The 26038-nt window shown below is 41.6% G+C and carries 23 protein-coding genes and 1 pseudogene; 4 read left to right on the top strand and 20 right to left on the bottom strand.

Annotated features, from left to right (window positions below):
• Window positions 1-200 precede the first annotated feature (200 nt).
• From Q4546_RS15895 to Q4546_RS15875, 5 genes and pseudogenes are all read right to left on the bottom strand, one after another.
• A pseudogene (locus Q4546_RS15895) lies at window positions 201-764 on the bottom strand (DUF502 domain-containing protein); the annotation flags it as partial.
• A 208-nt stretch (window positions 765-972) separates the two neighbouring features.
• Window positions 973-1683: a phosphate signaling complex protein PhoU gene (gene phoU / locus Q4546_RS15890; RefSeq protein WP_102437679.1), complete on the bottom strand. Its 711-nt coding sequence runs from the start codon at window positions 1681-1683 to the stop codon at window positions 973-975.
• A gap of 77 nt (window positions 1684-1760) precedes the next feature.
• On the bottom strand, window positions 1761-2579 hold the full coding sequence (pstB, locus tag Q4546_RS15885) for a phosphate ABC transporter ATP-binding protein PstB (RefSeq protein ID WP_102437681.1): 819 nt from the start codon (window positions 2577-2579) through the stop codon (window positions 1761-1763).
• 28 nt (window positions 2580-2607) lie between these two features.
• Complete coding sequence (pstA, locus tag Q4546_RS15880; protein ID WP_102437683.1) at window positions 2608-4266, bottom strand: phosphate ABC transporter permease PstA; 1659 nt, start codon at window positions 4264-4266, stop codon at window positions 2608-2610.
• 58 nt (window positions 4267-4324) lie between these two features.
• Window positions 4325-6580, bottom strand: a complete 2256-nt coding sequence (locus tag Q4546_RS15875; protein ID WP_102475668.1) for an ABC transporter permease subunit — start codon at window positions 6578-6580, stop codon at window positions 4325-4327.
• 253 nt (window positions 6581-6833) lie between these two features.
• Here Q4546_RS15875 and Q4546_RS15870 point away from each other — a divergent pair, with 253 nt between their 5' ends.
• Window positions 6834-7340, top strand: a complete 507-nt coding sequence (locus Q4546_RS15870) for a glycine cleavage system protein R (protein WP_102437687.1) — start codon at window positions 6834-6836, stop codon at window positions 7338-7340.
• A gap of 229 nt (window positions 7341-7569) precedes the next feature.
• Window positions 7570-8388 (top strand): DUF2797 domain-containing protein, encoded by an 819-nt coding sequence (locus tag Q4546_RS15865; protein WP_102437689.1) that lies wholly within the window; start codon window positions 7570-7572, stop codon window positions 8386-8388.
• Window positions 8389-8541: 153 nt separating this feature from the next.
• Here Q4546_RS15865 and Q4546_RS15860 read toward each other — a convergent pair whose 3' ends face one another.
• Window positions 8542-9123: a DUF4136 domain-containing protein gene (locus Q4546_RS15860; RefSeq protein WP_303446592.1), complete on the bottom strand. Its 582-nt coding sequence runs from the start codon at window positions 9121-9123 to the stop codon at window positions 8542-8544.
• A 345-nt stretch (window positions 9124-9468) separates the two neighbouring features.
• On the opposite strand from Q4546_RS15860, the gene Q4546_RS15855 reads away from it, so the two are divergent.
• The gene (locus tag Q4546_RS15855; RefSeq protein WP_102437693.1) at window positions 9469-10068 is read left to right on the top strand and encodes a LysE family translocator; all 600 of its coding nucleotides are present in this window, start codon (window positions 9469-9471) and stop codon (window positions 10066-10068) included.
• A 24-nt stretch (window positions 10069-10092) separates the two neighbouring features.
• Complete coding sequence (locus Q4546_RS15850) at window positions 10093-10641, top strand: DUF1415 domain-containing protein (RefSeq protein ID WP_102437695.1); 549 nt, start codon at window positions 10093-10095, stop codon at window positions 10639-10641.
• 15 nt (window positions 10642-10656) lie between these two features.
• Here the strand turns inward: Q4546_RS15850 and Q4546_RS15845 are convergent, their stop codons facing one another.
• The 14 genes from Q4546_RS15845 to Q4546_RS15780 all read right to left on the bottom strand — a co-directional run bounded on the left by Q4546_RS15845 (window position 10657) and on the right by Q4546_RS15780 (window position 25942).
• Window positions 10657-11964 carry a BamA/TamA family outer membrane protein gene (locus tag Q4546_RS15845; protein WP_303446591.1) on the bottom strand — a complete coding sequence of 436 codons (1308 nt, stop codon included), beginning with the start codon at window positions 11962-11964 and terminating at the stop codon, window positions 10657-10659.
• The gene (locus tag Q4546_RS15840) at window positions 11951-13366 is read right to left on the bottom strand and encodes a DUF4056 domain-containing protein (RefSeq protein ID WP_198589253.1); all 1416 of its coding nucleotides are present in this window, start codon (window positions 13364-13366) and stop codon (window positions 11951-11953) included. The genes Q4546_RS15845 and Q4546_RS15840 overlap by 14 nt, the downstream gene beginning before the upstream one ends.
• Window positions 13363-14277 carry an alpha/beta fold hydrolase gene (locus Q4546_RS15835; RefSeq protein WP_102437699.1) on the bottom strand — a complete coding sequence of 305 codons (915 nt, stop codon included), beginning with the start codon at window positions 14275-14277 and terminating at the stop codon, window positions 13363-13365. Before Q4546_RS15835 ends, Q4546_RS15840 begins: the two co-directional genes overlap by 4 nt.
• A 5-nt stretch (window positions 14278-14282) precedes the next feature.
• A complete protein-coding gene (locus tag Q4546_RS15830; protein ID WP_241900939.1) occupies window positions 14283-15179 on the bottom strand; it encodes a virulence protein in 897 nt (298 codons plus the stop codon).
• Between the two features lie 311 nt (window positions 15180-15490).
• Complete coding sequence (locus Q4546_RS15825) at window positions 15491-15892, bottom strand: hypothetical protein (RefSeq protein WP_102475670.1); 402 nt, start codon at window positions 15890-15892, stop codon at window positions 15491-15493.
• Window positions 15893-16723 carry a class I SAM-dependent methyltransferase gene (locus tag Q4546_RS15820; protein WP_102437703.1) on the bottom strand — a complete coding sequence of 277 codons (831 nt, stop codon included), beginning with the start codon at window positions 16721-16723 and terminating at the stop codon, window positions 15893-15895.
• A 199-nt stretch (window positions 16724-16922) separates the two neighbouring features.
• Window positions 16923-18911 carry a methyl-accepting chemotaxis protein gene (locus tag Q4546_RS15815; protein ID WP_102519003.1) on the bottom strand — a complete coding sequence of 663 codons (1989 nt, stop codon included), beginning with the start codon at window positions 18909-18911 and terminating at the stop codon, window positions 16923-16925.
• A gap of 199 nt (window positions 18912-19110) precedes the next feature.
• The gene (locus tag Q4546_RS15810; RefSeq protein WP_102437707.1) at window positions 19111-20703 is read right to left on the bottom strand and encodes an ABC-F family ATPase; all 1593 of its coding nucleotides are present in this window, start codon (window positions 20701-20703) and stop codon (window positions 19111-19113) included.
• A gap of 166 nt (window positions 20704-20869) precedes the next feature.
• Window positions 20870-21214 carry a hypothetical protein gene (locus tag Q4546_RS15805; protein WP_102437760.1) on the bottom strand — a complete coding sequence of 115 codons (345 nt, stop codon included), beginning with the start codon at window positions 21212-21214 and terminating at the stop codon, window positions 20870-20872.
• Window positions 21215-21335: 121 nt separating this feature from the next.
• A complete protein-coding gene (locus tag Q4546_RS15800) occupies window positions 21336-22286 on the bottom strand; it encodes a M14 family metallocarboxypeptidase (protein WP_241904128.1) in 951 nt (316 codons plus the stop codon).
• 190 nt (window positions 22287-22476) lie between these two features.
• Entirely contained in the window at window positions 22477-22677 is a 201-nt protein-coding gene (locus Q4546_RS15795; protein ID WP_102437762.1) for a hypothetical protein, read from the bottom strand.
• Between the two features lie 352 nt (window positions 22678-23029).
• A complete protein-coding gene (locus Q4546_RS15790; protein ID WP_076539852.1) occupies window positions 23030-23788 on the bottom strand; it encodes an SDR family oxidoreductase in 759 nt (252 codons plus the stop codon).
• Window positions 23789-23875: 87 nt separating this feature from the next.
• Window positions 23876-24784 (bottom strand): 3-hydroxyisobutyrate dehydrogenase, encoded by a 909-nt coding sequence (gene mmsB, locus Q4546_RS15785; protein WP_102437711.1) that lies wholly within the window; start codon window positions 24782-24784, stop codon window positions 23876-23878.
• A gap of 42 nt (window positions 24785-24826) precedes the next feature.
• On the bottom strand, window positions 24827-25942 hold the full coding sequence (locus Q4546_RS15780) for an enoyl-CoA hydratase/isomerase family protein (protein WP_102532230.1): 1116 nt from the start codon (window positions 25940-25942) through the stop codon (window positions 24827-24829).
• Window positions 25943-26038 lie beyond the last annotated feature (96 nt).

Below are 26038 nucleotides of genomic sequence, written 5' to 3'. Positions count from 1 at the left end.
TTAGCGTTTATATCACTATTGGCATTAGCGTTTATATCACTATTGGCATTAGCGTTTGTATTAGTATTGGCATTAGCGTTTATATCACTATTGGCATTAGCGTTTGTATCACTATTGGCATTAGCGTTTATATCACTATTGGCATTAGCGTTTATATCACTATTGGCATTAGCGTTTGTATTAGTATTGGCATTAGCAATCGAGATCCCCGCAGTTAAGTTAAAGCGCATGGCATCTTCAAATGACCAATCGACTTCAATTAAATCTTCACGCTTGACTAAACTCGTCACCCCAGCCATTTGGTAGCTAAGCTGAAACAATACTGGCACCCAATCACCTTCAGGTAGGGCTTCAGTAAGCGGTTTAGGCGCCTGTTGATTCATGATAAAGCCAACCACATAACCGCCATTGGCTTGCTTGAACAATACGGTTTTTTGATTCTTTGGCTTACCGTCTCGTTTCATTAAGTTCGCAATATCACGAATACTGCCATAGACAGATTTAAACAGCGGGAACTTCATTAATTGACGCTCAAGCCAAGCGTATAACCAAGCAAATGGGCTAAATGAAAATAACAGCCCTGAAATAAACACTAACACTGCCACCAAAATAAACCCGGCGCCGACAAAGCTGTTTTCTAAATTAACAATATCCAGCAGTAAATGGCCTAAACCATCTAAAGAAATAAATAATGACCAGAATAACCACAGACTCAGTGCCATTGGCAGTAAGTTAGTTAAACCACGAGAAAGGGTGTTTTTCATTGAGCCTACAAAACGAACGAGGAATTACAGAAATTTTAACACAGTTTGCTAATGCTCCAGCCTATTTAGCCCCCTTGTTGAGCAAAGGCTAATTAACTTTTGTGAGTTGGCTCACAGCATTAGCACTACCAGCATAAAAGTGACAGCAATAAAAAAGTCCCATTAACCATAATGAGACTGTTATTTTTTGCTTGCAGGCAAACATAGCTTACATATTTAGATCTTTTTCCATCTCTTCATAGGAAGTATGGCGAACATCTTTACCTTTAACGAAATAGATAATGTACTCACAAATGTTTTTACAGCGGTCCCCCACACGCTCAACCGCCCGCGCAGCCCAAAGTACATCTAACACACCAGGAATTGAGCGAGGATCTTCCATCATATAGGTCATTAACTGACGAATAATCCCTTCATATTCTTTGTCTAGTTTGGCATCTTCTTTGTGTAACTCTAAGGCATTATCAGCATCCATACGTGCAAGCGCGTCCAGTGTCGAATGCAAGGTACGGGTTGCATGGCGACCCATGTTTTCAATACTCACCAATAATGGCTGTTGATTGTTTAAACGTTTATCTAATGCTGCTTTTGCGATACGTACACAAGCATCACCAATACGCTCTAAATCTGTAATAGTTTTAGTTATGGTGATAATTAAACGTAAGTCACTTGCCGCTGGTTGGCGCTTAGCAATAATGCGGGTGCATTCTTCATCAATTGACACTTCCATGCCATTTACGCGGTGATCGCCATTAATCACTTTTTGGGCAAGCTCGGCATCTAAGCTACCAAGAGCATCAAGGGCTTGTTCAAGTTGGCGCTCAACTAAACCGCCCATGGCCAAAACACGGTTACGAATATCTTCTAATTCAGCATTAAACTGTCCAGAAATATGCTTATTTAAACTTTTGTTTTCCATTACTTTATTACCTTAATTATCTCTGACTTTCTCACCAATGACTTGCCATAAGCGCCAGCTTACTCACTTCGTTATTATTAACCGTAACGACCTGTGATGTAATCTTCGGTTTTACGCTTTTGCGGCGTGGTGAAAATGGTATTGGTATCCGCATATTCAATCAACTCGCCCATGTACATAAAGGCGGTTTGATCAGAAACCCGCGCCGCTTGTTGCATGTTATGGGTCACTATCACTACTGTGTATTTCGATTTAAGCTCAGTGATCAGCTCTTCGATGGTTAAGGTTGAAATAGGATCCAGTGCTGATGTGGGCTCATCAAGCAATAACACTTCAGGCTCAATAGCAATAGCGCGAGCAATAACCAAACGTTGTTGCTGACCACCCGATAGGCCAAAAGCATTATCGTGTAAGCGATCTTTCACTTCATCCCAAATCGCAGCGCCACGTAATGACATTTCAGCAGCTTCGTCTAGTTCGCGGCGATTACTCACCCCTTGTAGGCGTAAGCCATAAACCACATTCTCATAAATTGATTTAGGAAATGGGTTTGGGCGCTGGAAAACCATACCGACATTTCGACGCAACTGAGCGACATCAACATTTTTGTCATAAATATTTTGCCCGTTCAGTAAGATTTCACCACTGATTTTACAGGTTTCAACCAAGTCATTCATGCGGTTAATACAACGCAGTAAGGTTGATTTACCACAACCACTTGGGCCAATAAAGGCGGTGACTTGTTTTTTAGGAATTTTCATTCCAACGTTATATAACGCCTGCTTATCACCATAACGTAAATCAAGGTTACGAATTTCTAGGGCAGTATCCTGTGCGGGTAAGTTTGCTAAATCAATAATGTTAGATTTAGTTGCGCGTTGATCAATTGAAATCATTTTTGTATTTTCCTCAGGATATCGCTAATTAATGTTCTAGCGAACGGAATTTTTCACGTAAGTGATTACGTACACTAATTGCTGTTAAGTTAAGTGTCACAATCACAGATACTAATAAGAATGAAGTCGCGTAAACCAATGGTCTCGCCGCTTCAACGTTAGGGCTTTGAAAGCCAACGTCATAAATATGGAACCCAAGATGCATAAACTTACGTTCTAAATGCACAAACGGGAAGTTCATATCAATCGGTAATGTCGGCGCCAGTTTTACCACGCCCACTAACATCAGTGGTGCTACCTCACCTGCTGCTCGGGCGACCGCAAGAATAAGTCCGGTCATAATCGCAGGGCTTGCCATTGGAATAACAATGCGCCATAAGGTTTCAAATTTGGTTGCCCCTAAGGCTAAGCTGCCTTGACGCACGGCACTTGGAATACGGCTTAAGCCCTCTTCCGTAGATACAATCACCACAGGTAAAGTTAAGATAGCCAAGGTTAAGGCTGACCAAATCACCCCTGGAGAACCAAACGTTGGCGCAGGCAATGCTTCAGGGTAAAACAGCTGATCTAACGAACCACCAAGCATATACACAAAGAAGCCCAAACCAAATACACCATAAACGATTGATGGCACACCGGCTAAGTTAATCACCGCAATACGGATCATCTTAGTAATTGGCCCTTTTTTGGCGTACTCATGTAAATAAATTGCCGCGATTACGCCAAATGGGGTCACGATAACCGCCATGAGCATCACCATAAATACCGTACCAAAAATAGCAGGGAACACGCCGCCTTCGGTGTTAGCTTCACGTGGGTCTTGGCTAATAAAACGCCCCATGCCCACAAACCAATGACCGAGTTTATCGACGATGTTCATGTGATTGACATAGCTAACATCAAGCACGCTATCAAGTTTTAAGGTGACCTCTTCACCGCGCATATCACGCACAACCACTGAATCTCGCGCCGCTTTGTCGCGCAGGGCAAATAAGTCTTTTTCCATAACTAAGTAGTCTTGGTTTAACTGCTCTGCTTGGGCGTCCATCTCAGCTTTAATCGCTGGAGTGAGTTTGCCATCCAGTTCATATTTACGCTCTTTTAGGCGCAAACGCTCTAAGGCATAGTTGACTGAACCAATTTCAGACTTTTGCAGTGCCAGCGCCTCATCAGCAATATCAACTGCACGCTTGATATGTGCTACTAACGAAGTTTCAATGGCCTCGCCGGTAATATTTAAGCGCTTACCGTCTTCAATGACCGCAATTGGATAACCGTAAAAGTTACCATTTTTAGCCCTTTCGAGCATGGCCACATCAGCTGGCTTTTCACGGCTGACGATATCGGTGCCGAGGATCCAGCGAAAATCTAAGCCAACGAATTCACGGTTACCGGTTTTAACTAAGTAACGAGTCACAAACTCGCCAGGATGTTCATCAAACTGATGACCCGCTGCAATTAAACGTTCAGTGGGCACTTCTTCACGGTCGTAGATTTCACCAATTAGGGTTGTTTTAACGCCATTATTGTCTTCTAGCTGCCACTGATAAATATCGGCAGGCCAGAAGTAACTTAAGCCGCGCCACGCAATCAATAACAACAAACCCAGTACTGCAATCAAACAAATGCTCACCGCACCGCCAGTCATCCAAATCCATGGAGAACCTGATTTAAACCACTTACCCATTGCACAAACCTCTCAAGGCGATTGGCGAAATATTAAAAACTCTGTTCATCTTCATTCCTTAAAGTGAGCTATAACGTTCACGTAGACGTTGGCGTACCACTTCAGCAATGGTGTTAAAGACAAAGGTGAATACAAACAACACAAATGCCGCAAGGAATAGCACACGGTAATGGGAACTACCAATGGCAGACTCTGGCATCTCGACGGCGATATTTGCCGCTAGAGTACGCATCCCTTCAAACACACTCCACTCAAGGATTGCGGTGTTACCTGTTGCCATTAATACAATCATGGTCTCCCCCACTGCGCGGCCTAAACCCATCATGATGGCAGAGAAAATACCTGGGCTTGCCGTAAGCAGCACCACGCGGGTTAAGGTCTGCCAGTTAGTCGCGCCCAGTGCCAGTGAACCATTTGATAAATGACGTGGCACTGAGAAAATCGCATCTTCAGCAATGGAGAAAATTGTTGGAATAACCGCAAAACCCATCGCAATACCCACAACAAAGGCGTTGCGTTGATCGAATGTAATGCCTAAATCATTGGTAATGAACTGACGGGTATTACCATCAAAGAAGGCGATTTCGATTACAGGGCTAATCTCAAATGAGAACCAACCCACAAACAAAATCACTGGAATTAACATGATCTCTTGATAGGTTTCAGGTAGGCGTTGCTTCCATTTCGCTGGCAATTTACTCCAGGTAAATGCACTGACTAAAATACTGGTGGGCAGTAATGTGAGTAACACTAAAATGCCCGGTAAGTGATCTTCAATCAATGGCGCTAACCAAAGGCCAGCTAAGAAGCCTAAAATTACTGTCGGCAGTGCTTCCATGATTTCAATGGTCGGCTTAACCACGCCGCGCACTTTTGGCGACATAAAGTAGGCGGTATAAATCGCCCCTGCAATGGCCAGTGGCACGGCAAATAACATTGCATAAAATGCCGCTTTCATGGTGCCAAAAGCTAACGGCATTAAGCTTAATTTTGCTTCAAAATCATCTGAGCCCGAGGTTGACTGCCATACATATTGTGGCTCTGGGTAACCTTCGTACCAGACCTTTTCCCACAAAGCACTCCAAGACACTTCAGGGTGAGCATTATCAACCGCGAAAATGTTGAGCTTATTATTAGCTTCAACCACTAAGGCGTTTGAACGAGGGCTAAATGCCATCGCGCCCGGGTTGGCGATATCAAATGTTTCAGTGAATAAGTTGCGCTGACTGGTGGTATAAAGCAGTGATAGCTCACCTTCAGGGCTGACTACCGCAAAACTTTTACGGTAAAACTCTGTCGTCATGGCTCCGACTTTAGCGTCATTGTCAAAGTGTCTTATTTTTTGATACAAACGACCACTGCGACCACTGACTTGGAAATACTGGTCAATTAAGCCATTATCATAACTGACTAAAATTGAACTAGCACCTGCTAGCAGCATCACTTTCGACACCACTGACTTACCATTTTTCACATCGATAACTTGCAACAAGCTAGGTTCGTCACTATTGCGAATATCATAAATAAACAGTTTATTCGATGTTGGCAGGATCAATTGACGATGATCCGGTGTCATTAAGGCCGTAAAGGCATTATTGGGTGCATCTTTGATATAGGTTAAATCTGAATACCATTCGATTTCTTCAGTCATCATGTTTTCTTCGCCTTCAAGGCGACTTAGCTTCCACGAGCCATTGTCATCTTGATAAGCAAAACCAACACGATTATCGATATAATCAAAAACCAGATTGTTAAGGGCTTGGCCTTCATCCACCATAATCGGTGTTTCACCCAGTGGATAACGTAATCTTGGGGTAATGGTGCGCTTGTTATCTGGGTAAGTTACTCCAAAATCCACCCCGACGATTAATGCTTCACCAGTGCTTAAGCCTAAGGCAAAACGTTGCTCGTTAGGTTTAGCTTTAGCGCTACTAACAACCGTTGCGCCCTTAGGAAGCTTAGGTTTGAAGCTGGTGATTAACTGACGCCCTGCAACTGAATAAAAATCAACTTGGCCATCGACTAATACCCGATAAGCAATTTCATTTTGCTCATCACTGCCGACCATTAAGGTCGCGACCTCAGTTTGTTGATAGCTGATGGTTGAAATAGGCTCAACATCGGCGCCATCAAATATAGGTTTAATCACATACAATAAATAAAAGAAAATCAGCAACAAAGCGACAAATACCATGGTGCCACCCACAGTGACACCCACTTCAGCTGCCTTATCCATAAACGCTCTACGGCTGGTTTGTCTGTTTACTAACAAACTCTTCGCCGCAGAACCAGGCTGACTTACCTGACTTTCCATTAAGAACCTCTATAATTAATCGTTAACGATATTTCGCTATGATTGTTTGATTCGCTGTGTTACTAACTAAACGGTGCTTTTTACTTAAGCGAACTGTTTTTTCTTTAAGCAAATTGCCAGTTTTAAAACAGCTATTTAGCTTGTGTTTATGGCAGACTATAAATGCCATATTTTATTGAGCTGAATTATATGACGTCTTTATGACAGTAGTGTTACAGCAGATTTATTTGTTAAAATTTTGGGAGTTTATTTTATGCTTCATTACCTGATAACCCTTCAAGCACCTGATAGAAAAGGATTAGTTGAACAAATCGCCAATGTAATAAGTCGTCATAACGGTAACTGGCTGGACTCAGAAATGCGTCATATTGATGGCATTTTTGCGGCAATATTACAGTTAGAAGTATCAGCCCTTAAATGGGACGCATTATTAGATGCTTTAGAGTGCATTGACGGCCTAACCTGCAGCTTTAATAAAACCAGCCAAACCCCTGTACCAATAAAACGTCTCAGCTTCAATTTAGTCGCTTATGACCGTGAAGGCTTAGTGCTGGAAATCTCAAATAAGATCAATGCCCTTGGGATCAACATCGAGCAATTTAGTAGCAAACAAGAAACTGCTGGCCACACAGGCATCGCCTTGTTCAGGGCTACAATGGGCTTGGGGTTATCAGATCCATGCCAAGAAGAGCAACTTACTGACTCTTTGTATGAGTTAGGTGATGATGTGGTATTAGATAAGCTCAGTAAAAGCGCTTAATAGTCAATATTTTTCAAGGCACTTGAACAGCATATTCAGAAGTATTGAAAGCTTGAGATGCAAAATAATCAGTCATGGCCAAGTCCATGACTTTTTATCCCCTACTTGAGCGTATTTAAGGAGTATTTCTCCCTAAAGCCAATCTAAAAAAGCGGTTAATCTAACGGGCATTCATCTGGTAGACTGCATGACATAATCAACAATAACACCACAATATAAGAGAATACCGATGTTAGGCACCTTATCAAAAATGCGCACTCACCTTAATGAACAAGATGAAGTGCAGTACGAACTGCCGGTTGGCGATAATAGCGTTGCGCTAAACCCATTAATTGGTAAAACCCTAACCCTTAGCCATACAGGCAATATTTTCTGTTGTAATTGCGGTAAAAAAACCAAGAAGAGCTACTCTCAGGGCCACTGCTATGTGTGCATGCAAAAGCTGGCAAGCTGTGATTTATGCATCATGAAACCTGAAACCTGCCATTTTGATCAAGGTACTTGCCGTGAGCCAGAATGGGCGCAAACTCATTGTTTTGTGCCTCACTTTGTTTACCTATCAAATACTTCAGGCATCAAAGTCGGCATTACCCGTTACACCCAAATCCCCACGCGTTGGATTGACCAAGGTGCCACCCAAGGGCTACCTATTTTCAAGGTCTCAACTCGCCAATTGTCAGGTTTAGTGGAAGTTGAGTTTGCTAAACTCATCAATGATAAAACTAATTGGCAAGCCATGTTAAAGGGCAATGCTGATGATGTTGATTTAGTAGAAATGGCTCAGCAATTAATGCCTGAAGTAGAGCAGAGACTCGTTGAACTGCAGCAAGAAAACCCTGATTTTGTTATCGAAAGGCTCGATAATTCGATACAAAGCATTCATTTCCCTATCACTGAATTTCCTAAAAAAGTTAAGTCGCATAACTTTGATAAAACACCTGAGGTCACCGGGGTTTTACAAGGTATCAAAGGCCAGTACTTAATCTTTGACACTGGGGTGATTAACATCAGAAAGTTTTCATCTTACGAAGTAGAAATCGCGCAATAGCCAGTCACCTTGCGTTAATTCTTCATATAAATGTGATTGTTTAGATTAATACTAACAGCTTGCTTTAACAAAAAAGCCGCCGACATCACTGTCGGCGGTTTTTAGTTTTTGGACGCAATTGCTTAATTAAAGCCTTGTTAATTATTAAATAATTCAGTAACTGTCATTATGTGGGATAGCTCTTAGCATCATGGTGGTTAATTTATCAAAGCGTTGTTCTCGATTTTGAACCGGTTTATCTGTTTCAGTGAAACCTTGAGCAAGTACACGCCAAATAGGTTGTTGACTATTAGGAATAAATATCGCTACAAGTACAGAACCCTTTTCAAACTCGTCATCTATCCCTGCTGTGGATAGTCCAGCGACTAAGCCAGCCTTGTCCATAATATCTTTATCGCTCATTTCAGACTCTAACGCCATGCCAAAGCCAATGACCATACTTGGTGATTGTGTTTCATCCACCAAAGAATAGCCTTTTTTATCCATAATTTTGGTGATTGACTGCCGCATATGGCGGATCAGTTCTTCATCATCTAGCTTATTATTGGTGTGAACTGTAAACATAGTTGGGTGCCAAGCAAAAGTTTTTGCGTTGGCTGTTATTGCGGTTAAATCACCTGTGGTCACCATAGTAACACTTGTTGGCACATGGACTTCTGTGGCCTCTTTACTGGTGCAGCCAGTTAAGAAAATCAATAATAAACTCACCCATAAAAAATGTTGTTTCTTTATCATTTACGCCTCAACTATCTATTTGAACCAGATTGGTAGTTTAGAAGGTTACAAAACCTCTTATTAATATAAATCTACCATATAAACCATAACCTAACCTGACTGAAATTCAACGAGATCACAAACTTAATAGCCAGTATTCACCATCCAAGCACTTATAAAACAAAACACAGGCGTAACACCAGCGCCACTCAAACCCATCATTTAGCAAACCAATGTAACTCACAAAAAATGCTGGCATTGTCATTCGCATCATTCAGGGATTAATTTTCACTAGGTTACTGTTTAAATTAAGGCTAATATGCAGTTCAAAAATCTTTTATCCTAACCCCCAAAACAAAACCTTATATGGAATTAATTTTTACTATTGCATTATTCGCCTTTTCAGCCGGTATAACCCCTGGGCCAAACAATATTATGTTGATGACCTCAGGAGTGAACTTTGGTGTTAAACGTAGTATTCCCCACTTGATGGGTATTTCTTTGGGCTTTCCGACCATGATACTGGCCATTGGTCTGGGGTTAAGTAGCTTATTTCAAACCTACCCCATCATGCACCAAATTATAAAAGTCGTTGGGATCACTTACTTACTTTACCTTTCTTGGCTAATTGCTAACAACAACAGTAATTTAGAAGGTAAACAAACCAGTAAACCCTTTAGCTTTATACAAGCTGCAGCCTTTCAATGGGTCAATCCTAAAGGCTGGATAATTGCAATTGGTACCATTGCGACTTTCACGAACATTGAGCAACCGTTAACACCTCAAGTGCTCACTATTGCCATGGTCTTTTTATGTATCGCACTGCCCTGTGGCTCTGTGTGGCTAAGTTTTGGGGTTGGGCTGAAAAAGTTATTAAAAAATCAACGACAGCAACGCATTTTCAATGTTTCTATGGCAGTGTTATTAGTGCTGTCGATCATTCCGATGATCCTACCCAATAGTTAACCCAAGTAGTAACAATAGGTTTATATGTCTGAAATTAGCCAAGTCGAATTAGAAACTGCCAACTGGGTTTCTAAAGTGATTATGAAATACAATATTTGTCCTTTTGCCCGCCGTGAAATCGAACGCAATAGCATTCGCTATTTCACTTGTGAACAAACCAAAGTAAAGCAGGTAATGAAGGATTTTTTAACTGAATGTCAGTATTTGGATGAAAATCCACAAGCAGAAACCACACTGTTTATCTTGCCTCGTGGCTTTGAAGGGTTTTACAGCTATCTTGATATTGTTGACTTGGCCAATGACAAGTTACTTGAGCATGACTATGAAGGGGTGTATCAGTTAGCAAGTTTTCACCCTGACTATTGTTTTGAGGGAGAGCCCCAAGACAGCGCAGCAAACTATACCAATCGTGCGCCTTATCCAACCATCCATATTATTCGCGAAGCCAGTATGGAAGCCGCCTTAGCCGAATATAACGAACCTGAAACCATACCAGAGCGTAATATTGCTTTTGCAGAAAGAAAAGGCAGCGACTTTTTTGAAGCGTTATTAAAGCAGTGCAAACAGAGTTAGCACTGCTAAGGGCCGCTAGAAGGCTTCATTGACGTTAAAGTAAAAGCCGCTGTCACCATCACCAAACGCTAAATCTAGGCGTAAATTGACTTTAGGCTTAACCTCTAAACGATAACCGATACCAATATTAGGCAGTAACTCATCAAAGGACAATTCGCCCACTTTGTCTGCAATACTGCCTGCACCAACCCAATAAACCATGCCGTGCCTGCCAGTTAAATGTTGTCGATACTCCACCTGAGCCAGCAGCATTTGTTTGTCACGATAGCGACCCGTGGTGTAGCCCCGTAATGAATTACCTCCACCGATTTTAGATAGCTGATCCCAAGGTACATCGCCGTGGGTGAAGCGTCCGCGTACTTGCCATGCTATGGTGTCATCATCAAGGATTGGATAATAGGCACTGTATAAAGCGTTATAGACTTCAAAGTCGTGCTTGCCGCCAAAATCTTCGCGATACACGCCAATCTCAAACTGGCTAATGCTCCCCTGCTGCGGGTTAAGCACATGATCGCGGGTATCATAGTTAATTAATAAATTGACCCCAACATTACGAGAAACTTCTTGTAAAGGGTCAACATCCACATCAATTGAGACCACATCAACATCCGTGGCCTTTGCATAGGTAAAATCAAAACCTGCTCCCACAAAACTATGGGCGGATATGCGCTGCAGGAACATAGGGTTAACTTGAAATGTTTGACTATTAAATTCAACCCGATTTAAGTCTTGCTGGTTAAATTCATAACCTACGCCGTAGTACACATCCGGTATGTCATACACATTGGCATTTAAATAAAGACGTTGGTTATCGCCATTAAAAAAGGTTTTATTTTCAATCCCGACCCCTAGCGCGCCATTGATTGAGGCTAAACCATTAATAACCAAAGAAGATAAATCACTTACCATATCCTCTGGGTCGACTTGATATAGCCCAACCACAGATATCCCAACACCTAAACTCATTTCAGGGTTATAAAATGGCCCAGGTAAATAGCTAAAATCAATGCCCTTATCTGGATCAAACTCACCATCGGCACCGAGGTTAGTCAGTAGGTTTTCAAACCAGCCTTGATCTTCAGCTTCATCGGTTATGGTTTCAAGCTGATCAGCGCCAACCAATACCGCCTCTCCTTCGCTTGTTGTTATTGGCGCTGACGTTTCTGGTTTTATTGTTGAATTTACTTGTGAATTTATTTCTGCGTTGGCAGAAATAGCCGCATTCGCCTCCGTTAATGGGGCAGCAATAGCGACATTGATGGCAAAAAAGCTGGCACAATTTACAATCAGTAGGCGAGTAACAAACGGACTAATTATTTTCATTTAACAGCGCACCTATTGCTGGTTCAATTGTGGCAGCGTCATTAATAGCTGCACCAGTGTCTGCAGCATTTTGAGGCTCTGTTTGTTCGCGAGTGTCTGGCAAGTCATCTAGCGGCGTTTGTTGATGGGTCAAATGAGGGTTTTCAGCTAAATGCTGCTTTAACAACTTATAATCCTCACGTTCATCATATTTAGCAATCTCTACAAACTGCAAATGGGTAAAGCCATCAAGCCATAATTCTTCTGGTACGTGGCTAAATGAACCTGCAAACTTTTTATCTACACTAATGTGCTGCACAGCCACTTCATCAAAGTTAATCCCAAAAAGCTCAACGGCTAATGATAAGTGTTGTGGTGATGCAGGCGCGTCGTAAACTGCTGCTACCTTGTCCCATTGATCACTCGCCTGAGCTTGCTCTTTACTGACCAAATAAGGTGATTGTTTGTCGCCGAGTAGGTAATGACGTTTAAGTAATACGAATTTATTTGGTAGTGGCTCGTTTGAGTCCCACCAGTCACCATCGATTGCCCTAAAGAGCGCATTGGTTTGCTCTTTAGATAAAGGCTCCAACCAAGCCAATGTGGCCGCTAACCAACCCGTCATATGATAATCATATTGCTGCTTGGTCATGGCTAAATTGTTGGTCAGGATTGCTAACGCAATTTTGGCTCCCAGCATGTTTGAATATAAATCTTCTAACGAATAAGCCGATACCGCTTCTGTCCATAAGGCAAAACTGCGATAACCATGCCACTGGGATATTTCATGGGCTTCAGCCATAGTAAAGGCTAAGCGTACCGCCATGGCCGCCGCTAACTCCCAACGGTCATCTGCCGATAAATAACTCACATCAAAAGCGGCAAGTTCAAAGGTTCTATGGCCAATTTCTAATGGTAATTCAATTGACTGTGCCTGACCCAGTTTAGGCTGAATAAGATAAAACAGGGCAATAGCATTATCAGCGGTATCACGCACATGGGCTAAATCAATAAAGCCGCCTTTACGGGTATAAAGCATGCCATTGTTTTCCATGCTCTTACCGCTATCAGGTGAGCCTTTTTCATAACTAAATGTACCGGCATCAAATGCATGTGCGCCAATATCCTCAAGCGCTACTGTGTTAGCGTGACGATAAAAAGGGATCGGTAATAACCCCATAGCGACTTTTTGGTCAAAACCAAAAGCACAACAAGGTCTGACACTGGCGGGCATTGAAAGTGCTGCATTTTCAGGAAGGGTAATATCTCTGACTAAGGCATTATCAGGTATATCATCTAAAGCGGCACTGACCGCAATATCTGTGGGTAATGCGCGCACTTGCCACTCATTACTAGAGCAAGCGCCTAAGGTCATAACTAAGCCTAAAAATGATATCGCTACGGGAATTTTTATGATTTTCATTGAATAAAAGCCCTGATTTCTTTATTAATTTGTTTAGGAAAGTCATTACTCAATCCGTGAACACCGTCAGGTATAACTATGATAGGTGCATTTAAAAACTCAGCAAAACGACGACCGTTATCTAATGGGAACACCACATCCTTTTCCCCCCAGATTAAGATGGTTGACGGTAAAGAGTCGGCAAATTCGTCGGGGTTTAATTGATCCCGATAAGCCGGCAAGGTGGTAATAAGAGATTCTTTTTGTGGCAGAGAGTCGGCAAAGTAATATTCATAAACCTGCTGGTCGATGAACGCTGGCATCCATGGATAATCAACGAAAGTTTTTTCAAGTAAACGTCTTACTTCAGGGCCATTTTTAGGCACAAACACCGCTTCAGGCACATCGGCACCAAAACGCTTAGTCATTGCTAGCATATCCTCATCTGAAAATATCAGTCCAGGACTTGCTAGCATCACCACCTTATCCACTTTGGGCTCGTGGATCATTAAATCAAAAGTGACAAAACCACCAAAAGAAATACCCACCAGGTTAACGCTGCTTAACGCTAATTGGCTTATCAACTGTTGCATAGCTTGGGTTTCACTACTGATAGTGGCAGGTGCAGCGCTATAGGACTCACCAAACCACAGTAAATCCGGCACTATCACTTGATAATCCTCACTCAAGTCGAGCATCATTTCATACCAGCTGGTCATGCCATTACCACCAAAACCGTGTAGTAATAATAAAGTGGGTTTAGCGCTATCGCCCCCTTGCCAGTAATGTAACTCGCCTCCCTCAGTCAATGACATTTGATGACGCTCAAAACCGTTTTTGAGCAAATTGTTTTGTTGGTGATCATCAACCATGGCAACAATGCTGCAGCCACTAAGCAATAGCGCAAAAAAACTAAGGATTATGAGTCTCATCAATATTAAAACCTATATCCAATACCTGCCATAAAACTAGTACGAGTACCAATACCGCCCTCAAGCAGTAAATCAAACCCTTTACCCAACTCAATTTGGCCACCAATTAAACCATTCCATTTATCGGCTAAATGTTGGTTAACTTCGAATTTAGCACCAGGAATAGGCACGCCAATATCCTGTAAAAAACCACTGAAGGTTTGCTCAACATTTTGGTACATTCCGCCAATCCAAATTTGGGTATCGTGACCACGGATATCAAAACGGTAGCCAACTCTTGGTGAAACAACAATTGAACTGATTTCACCTTCTAAAATATCTAAATCTGTATTGGTATAATTAACATCGAGCAAGGCAAACCAGTTACCAATACCGCCAACAATGGTGCCACCGGCGCCATAGGTTAAGCCTTCAAAATTTAAGGCAAAGTCAAAAGGAGCGGTTTCTACCGGCTTAAATGGAGGAGGAAGATCTAAGTTGACCGTGACATTTGCAATACTACTACCTGAGGTTTTACCAATAATGCCGTATAAATTTAAAAAAGGCAGCACCCACATATCAGCACGAAAGGTAATTGTTTCTGACTCTTGAATCGCTTCACTGCCTTTAATTGAGACAATTTCATCAAGCAGACCTAATCCCGAGAAACTGACATTTTCTACCACCAATGGCTGATCCATATTCATATAGGTCACCCCTATGCCATACGGCTTAGGTAACTCATAGCCTAAATCAATGGCATCTTGTGCCCAAATAGGAAAAACTCGGTCATATTTAGGCTGAACTTCGATAGCTTCATCCGCAGCTTCTGTAACCGACTCGTTAACGGACGCATTCACGTTTGCTTGAGTGGCAAAAGCAGTAAAACCTAAAAAAATACCTGATAAAACTCTTAACATCATGTAGGGATATCCTTGAATAACCATGATTCTTTAATAGGCTATAAACTGAATAAATTCAACTTTAGCTATTATAGTGTACTGACAATAAAGCGTTGATATTTTGTACGAAAAATACCAAGCTGCGCATAGTAGAGACGGAAGCTGAATTTATATTAAAAGCCCTCAATATAAAAATAAATTCATTTAAACATAAGCACTTAATACGCAATTTCTCCATCAGGTTTACAGTCATAATGTTTTTGAATATAAAAACAAACAAATCTATAACAAACCTAATAACCTTGTTGAGACGCGATTGTTAGAAATGGTTATTAATTAACGCTGCAACTCATTGTCGCAGCCTCTGAAATCGTAATTACCACTCTTTTATGAATTTCAAAATTAGTAATATAACCGCACTCACCTGCGATGATCTCGCCACTATCAAGCTCTATGTGATAACGATATGCGCCATCTAACTGCGCTAAATCATAATACAGGGTGTTAGTATGCATGGCGGCGATGTCACCAAAGTCTAAGCGGCTATGGGGAAGTTTTACCACCGCGGATTCAACACCTTGAGCTGATTGATTACTGATGGTCAAACTGGGACTGAGATATAAGTACGACCAATATATTAATAAAATAAGCCCGCATAATAATATCGACACTTTGGCAAATAGTGCCCTCCAGCCAGTCACGACCTTAAGTTTATTACCCTTTGTAAAAACCATTTAGACTTTGGTTCCTTTCACTGTAAACACTAAAGGCACTGAGTTACCTTTAACAATAGAATGAAACTGATTAGGCGCTTGCTCTATCAAATTTTCAAAGCAGTTATAGGGGCTAAATGGATACTCGTTAAGACTATCAATTCTGATCCCTGCTTTGATTAGCGCATTAATAACATCACTTAATGAATGCGGCCAAGTCAGCATAGTTTGTGGTGTCGAAGCTGTTGATTGCGGTGAAGATGCAGACTCGAAATTACCATGTGATTCGGTATAACTACCCTCAACCACCACATCAGCCTCAGTTTTATGAAAATAACTATAACCTTCTAAAACATCCTGTAGTGGATGAAACTCAGCCATATAAAAACAGCCACCCTGCTTTAAACTCTTGGCAATGATATTTGCCCAACGATCAAGACAAGGCAGCCAACAAATGGTGCCGTATGAGGTAAATACAATGTCAAAATCAGTGACTTGCTTATCGGTAAATTGGGGCAAACTTTGATCGCCAAATTGATACACATCGGCGCAAATAAACTCGGCTTTTAGCTCACATTGCAATGCCAGCTCATTAGCTTTAGCAATGGCAACATCTGATAAATCAACTGCAGTGACAATTGCACCTTTACGAACCCAAGATAAGCTATCAAGACCAAAATGGCATTGCAGGTGTAATAAAGATTTTCCATTAACATCAGTAAGTTCTGCTGTTTCAATTTCGGTTAATGAAGATTTTCCCTTCAAAAAACCAGCCACATCATAAAATGATGAATCAAAATGCACTTTTGCTCTTTCATTCCAAGCATGCTTATTAACTGAAACATAATCCATCATCAAAGCCTTGTTAGTCATTATTAATATTGTGTATTTTATAAATATACAATTTTATAATTAGCGCCTGCTTAACCTGCGACCAAATAGGACACAGTTAGCAAACAAATGATAAACATTATGCCGAAAAATGTATCTTACGGATATAAAAAAAAGCCGACAATAAAAATTGTCGGCTCGAGGGAATATCTGCGTATTTCTAGCTTAAGGTAAACTTTTGTACTTGCTCAGACATTGCCGCTGCGTCTTCTAATAAGGTTTCATTGAGCTGACTTAAAGCAGTCGCAACGTTTTGAGTTTGACTGTATATTTCACTAATTTGCATGGCATTGCGATTTACCTCTTCGGCCACTGCCGCTTGTTCATGTGTTGCTGATGCAATTTGCTGATTCATACTGTCAATGGTATCTATCTCTGCCACTATTTGCTGTAATTCATTACCCGCTTGTTCAACTTCAATAACACTCTCATCAGCACTAACCATACCACGTTCCATGGTTTGCACCGCTAATTGAGCGCCAGATTTTAAACGTTCAGTCATGCGTTTAATATCGTCTGTTGAAGACTGTGTTCTTTGGGCGAGGGTTCTCACTTCATCGGCTACCACCGCAAAACCTCGGCCTTGCTCACCCGCCCTTGCCGCTTCAATAGCGGCATTTAACGCTAGCAAATTAGTTTGCTCTGAAATCGCACTAATCACTTCTAAAATGCTAGCAATGGATTGCACATCTTGATCTAAAGTCTTTATCGCCGTTGAAGCGTCATTAATTTCACCAGCAAGATGCTTAATAGACACCGCCGTTTTTGATACGCCAATATTACCGATATTGGCTTCTTTATTGGCGGAGCTTGATGCATCGGATGCTTGTACAGCATTAGCGGCAATTTGGGTAACGGTTGCGCTCATTTCAGTCATCGCTGACGCCACCTGTTCAGCTTCTAAGTGGCCTTGTTCAATATCTTGTCTCATGCTGCTTGCATAGCTATTAACTTGCTCAACCACATTAACCAGCTGGCTGGCATTGTGTCTCACTTGAGTAATCACAGTTTCAAAATCTGCCATCATCCCATTGAAGGCTTTCGCTAGCTCACCAAACTCATCGGTTGAGTCGTGATCAATTCTCGTGCTCAAATCAAAGTTATTACCAGCATGGCTAACCTTATTAAATAATTGATTTAAACTGCGACTTAAATATCTAGAGACCGATAGACTTAGCCAAACTAGTAATAATACCGATACCGTTAATGCAATGAGCGAGCTCCACATTTGTTGACTAGCCGTGCTCAATTTGTGCTGGGTAAGTGTTACGAGTTCGGTGGCGAGGTATTGTTCAAATTTAGCCAATAGATTAATTCGGTTAGTGGATGTTTTAAACCAAACTTCAGGATGTTGATTTTTAATCTCTTCAGCATTTTGTGAAAATGCAATTTGTCGTATGGCATTAACAGCATTAACTTCTTTTGAACGGTTATCTTGTTCAAACCGCGTTAATGCCAAATCTGTCGCCATAGTGCTAAAGCGTTCAGCATAGGTATTTTGCTCAGCCACTAAGGTCACAAACTTTGCATAACCACCCGCTTTAAAACCTTGCTGTCCAAAGGTCGAACTTAATACCGCTCGCTCAATACCCGCACGTTCTTTTAGTTGTAAAAACGCCCCGAATGAAGCGAGTTTCAAAGACAACTCACTGATGGTACTTTGCATAGCGGTTTCATCAACCACGGATAATAGGGTTTTATTTAAATCTGAATAATATTTCACTTCTTCAGCCACTGAGATGCTTAGATTATCTACTGAGCGGCGGATACTTTGAAGTTGTTGTAATTGCGAGTCTATTTGTCTTAATGTTGAACTGATTTTTGCAGGAAAGTGATCTGCAGCTGGAATACTCGAAAAGTTAGACACTTGTTGGTCTGTCATTGAGCGTTGCTGAGGTAAATCCTGAGCAAATGATTGACCTTTAGAGCCCAGAAAACCTGCACTCATGCCACGCTCCTTTTGTAATTCATGTACTAGGGCGCTGTTGATAACGGCCAGTTCACTTAACGAAAGTACCGTATTAAGCTCTGTTTGTATTTCATATTTATTGTGCACAAACATGCCACCATAAATTAAACAGATTAACAGTGGAGGAATAATTAATAGTGAAAGTTTGAGTCGAGTATTGAGATCGATAATCCATTTCATGACAGCTGTGACCCTTAAGAAGTGTGTTATGTTTCTAATTGAAATTACATTCATTAATGTAACTACAGCGACAGGATTTTCTAAAATATGTATTCTAAAATTCTAAAATTCTAAAATTTATAATTATCTTTTTTAGGCAAAAAAAAACCTGTAAATCGCTTTACAGGTTTTCGGCTTAATGTAAAAAAACTTTAATTAATTATCCTTCAACGCCTTTACTGGCAAGGAACTCATCATAAGTACCTTTAAAGTCATTGATGCCATCAGCAGTAATTTCAATGATGCGTGTTGCTAGTGACGATACAAATGCACGGTCATGAGACACAAACATTAATGTACCTTCATACAATTCTAATGCATTGTTCAATGACTCGATTGATTCCATGTCCATGTGGTTAGTTGGTTCATCAAGTAATAAGATATTTGGCTTTTGCATGATGAGCTTACCAAAGTACATACGACCCTTTTCACCACCAGATAACACTTTAACTGATTTTTTAATGTCGTCTGAGCCAAATAACATGCGGCCTAAGATGCCACGTACTGATTGGTCGTCATCTTCAGGTTTACGCCATTGGCTCATCCAGTCAAATAAGGTCATATCATTAGCAAAATCAGCTTCATGATCTTGCGCGTAATAACCAATGTTACTGTTTTCAGACCATTGAACCGTACCTGCATCTTGCGGGATGTCATGCACTAAAGTACGTAATAAGGTGGTTTTACCCACACCGTTATCACCTAAGATAGCAACACGCTCGCCAACTTCAACCATCAGGTCAAGTTTGCTGAATAATGGCTTATCAAAGCCTTTCGCTAATTGCTCAACCACTAAAGCATTACGGAATAATTTCTTTTCTTGCTCAAAACGAATGAACGGATTCACACGGCTTGAAGCCTTGATATCCTCAAGCTTAATCTTGTCAATTTGCTTAGCACGTGATGTTGCTTGCTTAGCTTTTGAAGCGTTAGCAGAGAATCGTGCTACGAAACCTTGTAGCTCAGCAATTTGGGCTTTTTTCTTAGCATTGTCAGATTGTAAACGCTCACGAGCTTGCTGGGCTGCCATCATGTATTCATCGTAGTTACCTGGGTAAACACGTAGTTCACCGTAATCGATGTCAGCCATATGGGTACAAACTGAGTTCAAGAAGTAACGGTCATGGGAAATAATCACCATGGTACTGTTACGTTGGTTAAGCATTTCTTGTAACCAGCGAATGGTGTCGATGTCCAAGTTGTTGGTTGGTTCGTCAAGTAGCAAAATATCTGGATCAGAGAACAAGGCTTGAGCCAAAAGTACACGCAGTTTAAAACCTGGTGCGATTTCACTCATTAGGCCAAAGTGCTGGTCTACACCAATACCTACGCCCATTAATAAATCACCAGCACGAGATTCAGCGGTATAACCGTCCATCTCAGCAAATTCCATTTCAAGCTCAGCGACTTTAATGCCGTCTTCTTCACTCATTTCTGCGAGTGAATAAATGCGGTCACGCTCTTGCTTCACTTCCCACAACTCTTTGTGGCCCATGATAACGGTATCAACCACAGAGAACTCTTCATAAGCAAATTGATCTTGATTCAATTTACCAAAACGTTCACCAGGATCGATTGATACATTACCGCTTGTTGGCTCAAGATCGCCAGTAAGGATCTTCATGAAGGTTGACTTACCACAACCGTTTGCACCAATTAGACCGTAGCGATTACCGCCACCGAATTTGACAGAGATATTTTCAAATAACGGCTTGCTGCCGAACTGCATGGTGATGTTGTTGCTGTATATCACGTAGGAGATTCCATTAGTTTTTGGACGAAAAATTGTCGCGATTATACATTATTCGACTCAAGCTTTACAGCCAGAATATTGATTGATTTATTTTTGCCTATTTGTCAGATTGTTGCAGTAGCTATACTCATGATTAACTCAAGATGTAATCTAAACTGAGCTAACGTTAGCCTTTCACAATTTCGATTAATCTTGTAATAAACAACTTAACTGATTCAGCCGTTTCAAACTTAAAAGCTAAACCATAGTGGCTTTCTTTTAAGCTTTTATGGCGACGAGTCGGGAAACGGGTCATCTGCGCATTATGGTGATAGTCATATTGTGCATGTACCCCGTCTAATGTGGCTAACTCACCAGAGAACACTTCAAAAGCCGGGCGAATAATGAGTACAGGAGTGTTGCTGTCAATATGTAAATACACCGGCTCTTTAAGCTTAGGCAGCATGTATTCGGTAACATTACTAATGGTGAAATTGGTACGGCAATCTAATTCATTTAATGCTGTGCGCATATCTTCTTGGCTAATAATCATTTCTTTTCGCTTGAGTAGTAAGGGCAATGACGCTAACTGTAATGCCAAATCAACAAAAAGCCTCGAAGTTTCGTTCGAGGCTTAGATATAAATCACTGACTTAGATTAAGTTTAACTGGGTTAAAATATAATCCAAACCACCAGTAATTGCTGCCACTTGGGCATCATTACATTCTTGGTCATTGACCAATGGGCTATCAGGATACACTTCAGTGGTGGTATTATAGTGATTGTTTGTCATCCCCGCACATAAGCCAAGCTTTTTAGTTGGGTAGTTAATGACCCCAAACTGCTCAATATCAACACCAATTAACTGACCATTATCATCTGGGGCAATATGGGTTACTTTGGCTACCGACTCAATAATCGCCTGTTGAAAGTCAGGAGTTGGATTTTCTGAGTCACCAACCAAATAAAAACCATCTGGAATAACGCCTTTTTCATAGTCTTTGCCATCACGAGCTGATAATGCGGGGCGAAATTCTAGCTCGTCAGTATCTGTGGTTTCATGCAAATCAATATGGGCATAAACGTCACCAAGGCTAGCTACAAATGCCATTAAATCTGCCGATTCATTGGCTGGGCTGTCAGCATAAAAAGAACGGTTTGGGTCCACTGCGTATGGGTTCCAGCGATTAATTGTTTCATAACCCCATGGGCTCACACACGGCGCTACCGCAATATTAAAGTATTGGCTGTAATGCTCAGCCTGAGTCGCTAAAAACTGAATCGCGCCATGTACGCCACTGGTTTCATAACCATGAACACCGCCAGTTACTAAGATAGTTTTTTTGCTGCTATCCCAATGTTTAGATTTAAATGCAAATAGCGGATATTTGTCGGCATCATAAGCTAGAGCACCATATTGCACTTGTTCAAAGCGTGAGGCTAAAGGCGCTAATTTTGTTAGCACTTCTTGTTGATAGCTACGTTTAATGGTTACTTGGGCAAGCCACTGGGCCTTTTCTTGTGCATTCCAAGGTTTGCCTGGGGTGCCAATGGGGAAACTTGACATAAAAAATACCTTATTTGCTGTCTTTCTCTTATTCATTGCTTTGAATCCTATCGCAATGTCAGCACAATTTCTATTTAAGTGGTGGTTCATTTGCGGATAACAGGGTGTTCGCAGCTAGGTAAATGATAACCACAAACGCCAGTAACAAAAAACTGCCATTAGGGCTAAATACCCATTGCCGCCAATAAAATAAGCTATCTACCTGTTGCGGTTATAACGCGAGGAGTTATTTATTGGTAAAGGTAAATTTGTTTTTAAGCCAACTAAGACTGGCAATTTGCTGTGTTTTCGTTAGGCCAAAGTAAATACAAACCCATGGGCAAATTAATAAAAACCAAGGTAATGCTGCTGTTGGTACGCCACTAAAAAAGAAATACAAAAAGCCGCCATACATGACGATAACCCCAATAATGCCCACCACTAACATGACTTTTTTCATCAAACTTTCTAAGCGTACAATATTCACAACTATCCTTACTGTCATTGAGCACTGCCGAGGTGCAGCTTTATTTCGATTGAAATAAACTAAGGCAAAAAATATAACCACAGGGTAACATTTTTAGAAACCCAGAAAAACTTACCTCTTTGCTTTTTTGCTCGCCTAAGCTGTAACCCGCCACCTAAATTAACCAATATAAATAAACGCTTATAATCTTGTGTGCGCATACTTGCGGTTCAAAAACAAAAAATCCCTACCAGAAAACCGGCAGGGATTAATACTATTAATGAGCCAATATTATTATCGCTACTGCGACTAATATTGTTATCGCTAATGCGACTTAAAGGCGAATACCGCCATCAATTTCAAACACACGGCCATTAACGTAATCATTCTCAACGATAAATTTAACCGTTGATGCGATTTCTTCAGCTTGACCTAAACGCCCAACTGGCACCATTTTCTCCATTCGCTCTAGGGCTTCTGGTTTCATTGCTGCAGTCATTTCAGTGGCAATCACACCAGGTGCTACCGCTGCGCTACGGATATTATAACGGGCTAGTTCTTTCGCCCAACCTACGCTCATGGCAGCCACACCCGCTTTAGAAGCTGAGTAGTTAGACTGACCCATGTTGCCTGCTTTAGCGACACTTGAGATATTAATAATCACCCCAGGCTGCGCGGTTTCAATCATCACAGCCGCAGCTTCACGGCCACACAGGAAAGTTCCGGTTAAGTTGACATTGATAACTGACTGGAATTGCTCATATGACATACGGTCAGTAACCTTGCCATCTTTTGCCTTAACCATTAAGCCATCACGCAAGATCCCAGCGTTGTTGATAAGAATATTAACCTGACCAAAATCTTCACGGATGAAATTAAACCCCGCCACCACATCTTCTTCATCGGTGATATCTAACGCATAGCCTTGCACTTCAGTACTTGCACCTAAATCAGCACAAGCACGTTCTAGCTTTTCTTGATCAACATCGATAAGTGCTAATCTTGCGCCTTGGGCGGCAAACTCTTGCGCCATAGCCAGACCTAACCCACCTGCACCGCCAGTAATGACAACAACTTTATCTTTAATTTCCATTAACTGGATCCTTTCTCTATTTATTTAGTGTTTTGCATACTCACATTCCGGCGCGGTTGAATGGCTCAACCAGCCTTCAAGCAGCTGTTATTTATCTTCATCTGCTTTAGCAAACTGTTCAAAAATACTTGAAAAATCACGGCGACCATTGCCTTGACGGGCATGGTTAACATATAAACTGCGCGCCAATGCCCCCATAGGAGTGCTGGAATTCGATGCCAGCGATGCTTGCTGTGACAAGCCTAAATCTTTCACCATCAAATCAACCATAAAGCCGCCCTGATAATCATTTGAAGAAGGCACATTGTCCATTACATCAGGGCACGGGTTGTATTTTTCGAGGGTCCAGTTGCCGCCGCTACTGACTTTCATGATATCAGATAACACTTTAGGGTCTAAACCATTATCAATACCTAGCTGCAAAGATTCACTGGTGCCGACCATTAATACTGATAACAGCATATTATTACAGATTTTGGCAATTTGGCCTGCGCCTGCCGCACCTGCATGAAAAATATTAGCCCCCATAACCGTTAATACTGTTTGCGCTTTATCATAGGCGTTATCACTGCCACCACAAATGAATGTTAGTGTGCCAGCAGCTGCGCCCGCTGTGCCGCCTGACACTGGCGCATCCATAAACTCAATGCCTTTGGCTGCAGCTTGTGCCCCAACCGTTTGCGCCGTGCCAGCATCTATGGTGGAGCAATCAATTAATATGGCATCTTTAGCGACCACATCCAGCAAGCCTTTGTTGTCATCATCGCCAATATATAAACTGTGTACATGCTTACCTGCAGGCAACATGGTAATGATATAATCTGCTGCTGCCGCTGCGCCGCAAGCGGTTTTTGCGCTTAACGCGCCCTGTTTAGTTAATGCCTCAACCGCCGCTGGTACTAAATCAAATACCGTGACTGTCATGCCTGCTTTAATTAAATTGGCTGCCATTGGGCCGCCCATATTACCTAAACCAATAAATGCTACTGTTGCCATGATAAATTCCTTTTAGATGTCTTTTAGCTAGATGCCTTTTACTTAGATGCCTTTTAACGGATGGTCATCGGCTTGCCAAGGTGATGTCAGCAATTGGGTCACTGCTTCTGCGGTCACTTCACTTGCATGACTAAATCGCCATTGTGGATTGCGATCTTTATCAATGAGTAATGCCCTTACCCCTTCACAAAAATCGCCATAGGAGCAGCAATTGACGCTAATACCTAGCTCCCACTTAAAGCACTCTGCTAATGTTTTATTCGTACCTAAGTTGGCTTGAGCAAAAATTAAAAACCAACTTAATGGGCTACCTTTTAAAGCCGTTTTTTGAGCCCGTTTAAGCCAATCTAATTCAGTGTCTAAACTGGTGAGTTGATGATGCACCTCTTCAATTTCACCCGACATTAATTGATCAATCTCAGTTTGAAATTGCTCAAGTGGGCTTTGGCCTATTTTAGCTGTGGTATTTTGTTGCTGGGTATTTAACACCATACTTAGCTGCTGATGATTTAACTCAGCATCATCGCTCCAACTGACGTCAGCAAGGGCATCAAATAACGGCTGTTTATCATCGCTTGCTAAAAAGTGATTGCCCAGTCCAACATGCAAAGCATCGGCGGCGTTCATGTTATAAGCGGTTAAGCCTAAAAATAAGCCTAATTTACCCGGCATACGATTTAAGAAATAACTACCGCCTACATCAGGGTACAAACCTATGGATATTTCAGGCATGGCAATGCGGCTTCGCTCTGTCACCACTCGGTGACTGCCACCCGCCATTAGCCCTAAACCGCCGCCCATAACAATGCCATCGCCCCACACCAGCACTGGTTTACCAAACTGATGTAGTAAATAATCTAATTGATACTCTTGGGTGAAAAAATCGCATGCTTCTGCAGTCATGGTATTAGGATTAGCAATCGATGCATGGTAAATCGCCCTGACATCACCGCCAGCGCAAAAGGCTTTATCCCCTGCGCCATCAAGCACAACAAAAGCAATATCATCATTTTGCTGCCAAGCAAGCAGCTGCTTGGTCATGGCATTGACCATGTCTAAATTCAAGGCATTTAAGGCCTTTTCAATATTAAGGGTTACCACCCCAATTGATTTACCAGACAGGGTCCCTAGAGTTTGAAATATTACATCTTGAGTCATTAGCTATTATTCCAATTCAGTATATTGTTTTACAGCTTATTAAGGCTTATTTTCCGGTAATCCAAGCTATCATTGCGACTAGGGTAAATACCCATG

Origin of the sequence: Shewanella sp. 4_MG-2023, assembly GCF_030548015.1 — a bacterium.
GTDB lineage: Bacteria > Pseudomonadota > Gammaproteobacteria > Enterobacterales > Shewanellaceae > Shewanella.
The sequence above is the reverse complement of the archived record's forward strand: the minus strand, read 5'-3'. Positions and strand labels throughout refer to the sequence as shown.